Genomic DNA, 5,191 nt, shown 5'->3' on the forward strand with positions numbered 1-5,191 from the left:
CAATTCAGACGGTGAAGTGTTTGTCAAGTTGTTGGCTTATTAGTACCGGTCAGCTGCACAAGTCTTTAGTCCTTGCTTCCACATCCGGCCTATCAACCCAGTCGTCTAGCTGGGAGCCTCTCCCCCTTGCGGGGTTGGAAGTCTCATCTTGAGGCCGGCTTCCCGCTTAGATGCTTTCAGCGGTTATCCATCCCGAACGTAGCTAATCAGCGGTGCTCCTGGCGGAACAACTGACACACCAGAGGTTCGTCCAACCCGGTCCTCTCGTACTAGGGTCAGATCCTCTCAAACTTCCTACGCGCGCAGCGGATAGGGACCGAACTGTCTCACGACGTTCTAAACCCAGCTCGCGTACCGCTTTAATGGGCGAACAGCCCAACCCTTGGGACCTACTCCAGCCCCAGGATGCGACGAGCCGACATCGAGGTGCCAAACCATGCCGTCGATATGGACTCTTGGGCAAGATCAGCCTGTTATCCCCGAGGTACCTTTTATCCGTTGAGCGACAGCGCTTCCACAAGCCACTGCCGGATCACTAGTCCCGACTTTCGTCCCTGCTCGACCTGTCAGTCTCACAGTCAAGCTCCCTTGTGCACTTACACTCGCCACCTGATTGCCAACCAGGTTGAGGGAACCTTTGGGCGCCTCCGTTACTCTTTAGGAGGCAACCGCCCCAGTTAAACTACCCACCAGGCACTGTCCCTGAACCGGATTACGGTTCGAAGTTAGACATCCAGAGTGACCAGAGTGGTATTTCAACAATGACTCCACGAACACTAGCGTGCCCGCTTCATAGTCTCCCACCTATCCTACACAAGCCACACCGAACACCAATACCAAGCTGTAGTAAAGGTCACGGGGTCTTTCCGTCCTGCTGCGCGTAACGAGCATCTTTACTCGTAGTGCAATTTCGCCGAGTTCGCGGTTGAGACAGCTGGGAAGTCGTTACGCCATTCGTGCAGGTCGGAACTTACCCGACAAGGAATTTCGCTACCTTAGGATGGTTATAGTTACCACCGCCGTTTACTGGGGCTTAAATTCTCAGCTTCGCCCTACAGGGCTAACCGTTCCTCTTAACCTTCCAGCACCGGGCAGGCGTCAGTCCGTATACATCGTCTTGCGACTTGGCACGGACCTGTGTTTTTAGTAAACAGTCGCTTCCCACTGGTCTCTGCGGCCATCACACGCTTCCCCCAGCAAGTGGGTTCACGCTTCAGGCCCCCCTTCTCCCGAAGTTACGGGGGCATTTTGCCGAGTTCCTTAACCACGATTCTCTCGATCTCCTCGGTATTCTCTACCTGACCACCTGAGTCGGTTTAGGGTACGGGCGGCTGGAACCTCGCGTCGATGCTTTTCTCGGCAGCATAGGATCACCAACTTCCCCTTACGGGTCCGCATCGTGTCTCAACCATCAAGGACGACGGATTTGCCTATCGTCCGGTCTACGCACTTGCACCGGGACAACCATCGCCCGGCATCGGCTACCTTCCTGCGTCACACCTGTTAATACGCTAGCCGCACCAGCATAGGGTCGAGCGCTACCTCCCCCACGCCTCACCCTAAAAGGGATCAGTCGTTGAGGGTTTCGGGCTCTTAGCATCACTGGATTGACTGGGACGGTTCTTCGCCGGTACGGGAATATCAACCCGTTGTCCATCGACTACGCCTGTCGGCCTCGCCTTAGGTCCCGACTTACCCAGGGCGGATTAGCCTGGCCCTGGAACCCTTGGTCTTTCGGAGGACGGGTTTCTCACCCGTCTTTCGCTACTCATGCCTGCATTCTCACTCGTGTGGCGTCCACGGCTGGATCACTCCGCCGCTTCACCCGCCACACGACGCTCTCCTACCCATCAACACCACTGAACCAACCGGCAACAAGGCCGGCGGCTTATGTCTATGCGTCAATGCCACAACTTCGGTGGCGTGCTTGAGCCCCGTTACATTGTCGGCGCGGAATCACTTGACCAGTGAGCTATTACGCACTCTTTCAAGGGTGGCTGCTTCTAAGCCAACCTCCTGGTTGTCTATGCAACTCCACATCCTTTCCCACTTAGCACGCGCTTAGGGACCTTAGTTGGTGGTCTGGGTTGTTTCCCTCTCGACGATGAAGCTTATCCCCCACCGTCTCACTGCTGCGCTCTCACTTACCGGCATTCGGAGTTTGGCTGACGTCAGTAACCTTGTAGGGCCCATCGGCCATCCAGTAGCTCTACCTCCGGCAAGAAACACGCAACGCTGCACCTAAATGCATTTCGGAGAGAACCAGCTATCACGAAGTTTGATTGGCCTTTCACCCCTACCCACAGCTCATCCCCTCCATTTTCAACTGAAGTGGGTTCGGTCCTCCACGACGTCTTACCGTCGCTTCAACCTGGCCATGGGTAGATCACTTCGCTTCGGGTCTAGAACACGCGACTACGATCGCCCTCTTCGGACTCGCTTTCGCTACGGCTACCCCACACGGGTTAACCTCGCCACGTATCACTAACTCGCAGGCTCATTCTTCAAAAGGCACGCCGTCACCCCAACAAAGGAGGCTCCGACGGTTTGTAAGCAAACGGTTTCAGGTACTATTTCACTCCCCTCCCGGGGTACTTTTCACCTTTCCCTCACGGTACTTGTCCGCTATCGGTCATCTGGGAGTATTTAGGCTTATCAGGTGGTCCTGACAGATTCACACGGGATTTCTCGGGCCCCGTGCTACTTGGGATCCTCTCCACGCTGCGTCACGCATTTCGGCTACGGGGCTCGCACCCACTACGGCCCACCATTCAAAGTGGTTCGCCTACACGCACGCATCACGCCAACTGCCCGGCAGAACAGCAACGGAAAGTCCCACAACCCCGACCATGCAACGCCCGCCGGCTATCACACATGGCACGGTTTAGCCTCATCCGCGTTCGCTCGCCACTACTAACGGAATCACTATTGTTTTCTCTTCCTGTGGGTACTGAGATGTTTCACTTCCCCACGTTCCCTCTACCCGCCCTATACATTCAGGCGGGAGTCACCAGGTCACCACAAAGGGCCTGGCCAGGTTTCCCCATTCGGACACCCTCGGATCACAGTTCGCTTATCAACTCCCCGAGGCTTATCGCAGATTGCTACGTCCTTCTTCGGCTCCAGATGCCAAGGCATCCACCGTTCGCTCTTAAAAACTTGAAAAACACATGAGTCTGAATCGATCAGCCCACCAAACGGTGAGCGGATTGACCAATGATCTTTCAAAAAATCAGATCATCATGACCCCAACCCGAAAACGGGTCAGAGTCGAAGATGCTCGCGTCCACTATGGAGTTCTCAAAATACGGTCGGCACCCACCCGCAACCCCACCACACGGCAAGACAACAGATGGGCCCAGAGGTTCAGGTCCAGCCACCCGGCCGGCCCGGTCCCTCAGGACCCAACAGCGTGCATGTGCGAAACCACATCCGGGACCCTGCCGTTCCTTGCCCCCGAAGGAGCCGTACTGAACAGGGAACCGTTCGGTCCCGCACCAATGTCAATGTTCCACCCATGAGCTAACCAGCCGAGAACACTCGCCTCGGCCTGGCGCCTGGACACCCAACGGTGCCAGTTGCTCCTTAGAAAGGAGGTGATCCAGCCGCACCTTCCGGTACGGCTACCTTGTTACGACTTAGTCCTAATCACCGATCCCACCTTCGACGGCTCCCTCCCACAAGGGGTTGGGCCACCGGCTTCGGGTGTTACCGACTTTCATGACTTGACGGGCGGTGTGTACAAGGCCCGGGAACGTATTCACCGCAGCGTTGCTGATCTGCGATTACTAGCGACTCCGACTTCATGAGGTCGAGTTGCAGACCTCAATCCGAACTGAGACCGGCTTTTTGGGATTCGCTCCACCTTACGGCATCGCAGCCCTTTGTACCGGCCATTGTAGCATGCGTGAAGCCCAAGACATAAGGGGCATGATGATTTGACGTCATCCCCACCTTCCTCCGAGTTGACCCCGGCAGTCTCCTATGAGTTCCCACCATCACGTGCTGGCAACATAGAACGAGGGTTGCGCTCGTTGCGGGACTTAACCCAACATCTCACGACACGAGCTGACGACAACCATGCACCACCTGTCCACCAGTGTCCAAAGAGTTCCCTATTTCTAGGGCGTTCCGGTGTATGTCAAGCCTTGGTAAGGTTCTTCGCGTTGCATCGAATTAATCCGCATGCTCCGCCGCTTGTGCGGGCCCCCGTCAATTCCTTTGAGTTTTAGCCTTGCGGCCGTACTCCCCAGGCGGGGCGCTTAATGCGTTAGCTGCGACACGGAAACCGTGGAATGGTCCCCACATCTAGCGCCCAACGTTTACGGCGTGGACTACCAGGGTATCTAATCCTGTTCGCTCCCCACGCTTTCGCTCCTCAGCGTCAGTTACGGCCCAGAGAACTGCCTTCGCCATCGGTGTTCTTCCTGATATCTGCGCATTCCACCGCTACACCAGGAGTTCCATTCTCCCCTACCGCACTCCAGTCTGCCCGTACCCACTGCAGGCCCGAGGTTGAGCCTCGGGATTTCACAGCAGACGCGACAAACCGCCTACGAGCTCTTTACGCCCAATAATTCCGGACAACGCTCGCACCCTACGTATTACCGCGGCTGCTGGCACGTAGTTAGCCGGTGCTTCTTCTGCAGGTACCGTCACCCAAAGGCTTCTTCCCTGCCAAAAGAGGTTTACAACCCGAAGGCCGTCATCCCCCACGCGGCGTTGCTGCATCAGGCTTGCGCCCATTGTGCAATATTCCCCACTGCTGCCTCCCGTAGGAGTCTGGGCCGTGTCTCAGTCCCAGTGTGGCCGGTCACCCTCTCAGGCCGGCTACCCGTCGTCGCCTTGGTAAGCCATTACCTCACCAACAAGCTGATAGGCCGCGAGCTCATCCCCAACCAGAAAAACCTTTCCACCCCCAGCAGATGCCTGCGAGGGTCATATCCAGTATTAGACGCCGTTTCCAGCGCTTATCCCAGAGTCAAGGGCAGATTGCTCACGTGTTACTCACCCGTTCGCCACTAATCCCCCCAGTGCAAGCACCAGGGATCATCGTTCGACTTGCATGTGTTAAGCACGCCGCCAGCGTTCGTCCTGAGCCAGGATCAAACTCTCCATAAATGAACAAAACCAACACAACCCAAAAAGGCCGCGCCGGAAAATTCACCCAGCAGGCCAAAAGACCCACAGA

Annotated in this window: 2 rRNA genes; both read right to left on the reverse strand. The window is 56.3% G+C overall.

Annotation, left to right across the window (positions count from 1 at the left end):
- Positions 1–19: 19 nt before the first annotated feature.
- A 23S ribosomal RNA gene (locus ACYVI5_RS18855) occupies positions 20–3,165 on the reverse strand.
- A 424-nt stretch (positions 3,166–3,589) separates the two neighbouring features.
- Positions 3,590–5,121, reverse strand: a 16S ribosomal RNA gene (locus ACYVI5_RS18860).
- The 16S and 23S rRNA genes sit together here, the layout of an rRNA operon.
- Positions 5,122–5,191: the final 70 nt, after the last annotated feature.

This window comes from Humibacter ginsengisoli (assembly GCF_054780095.1).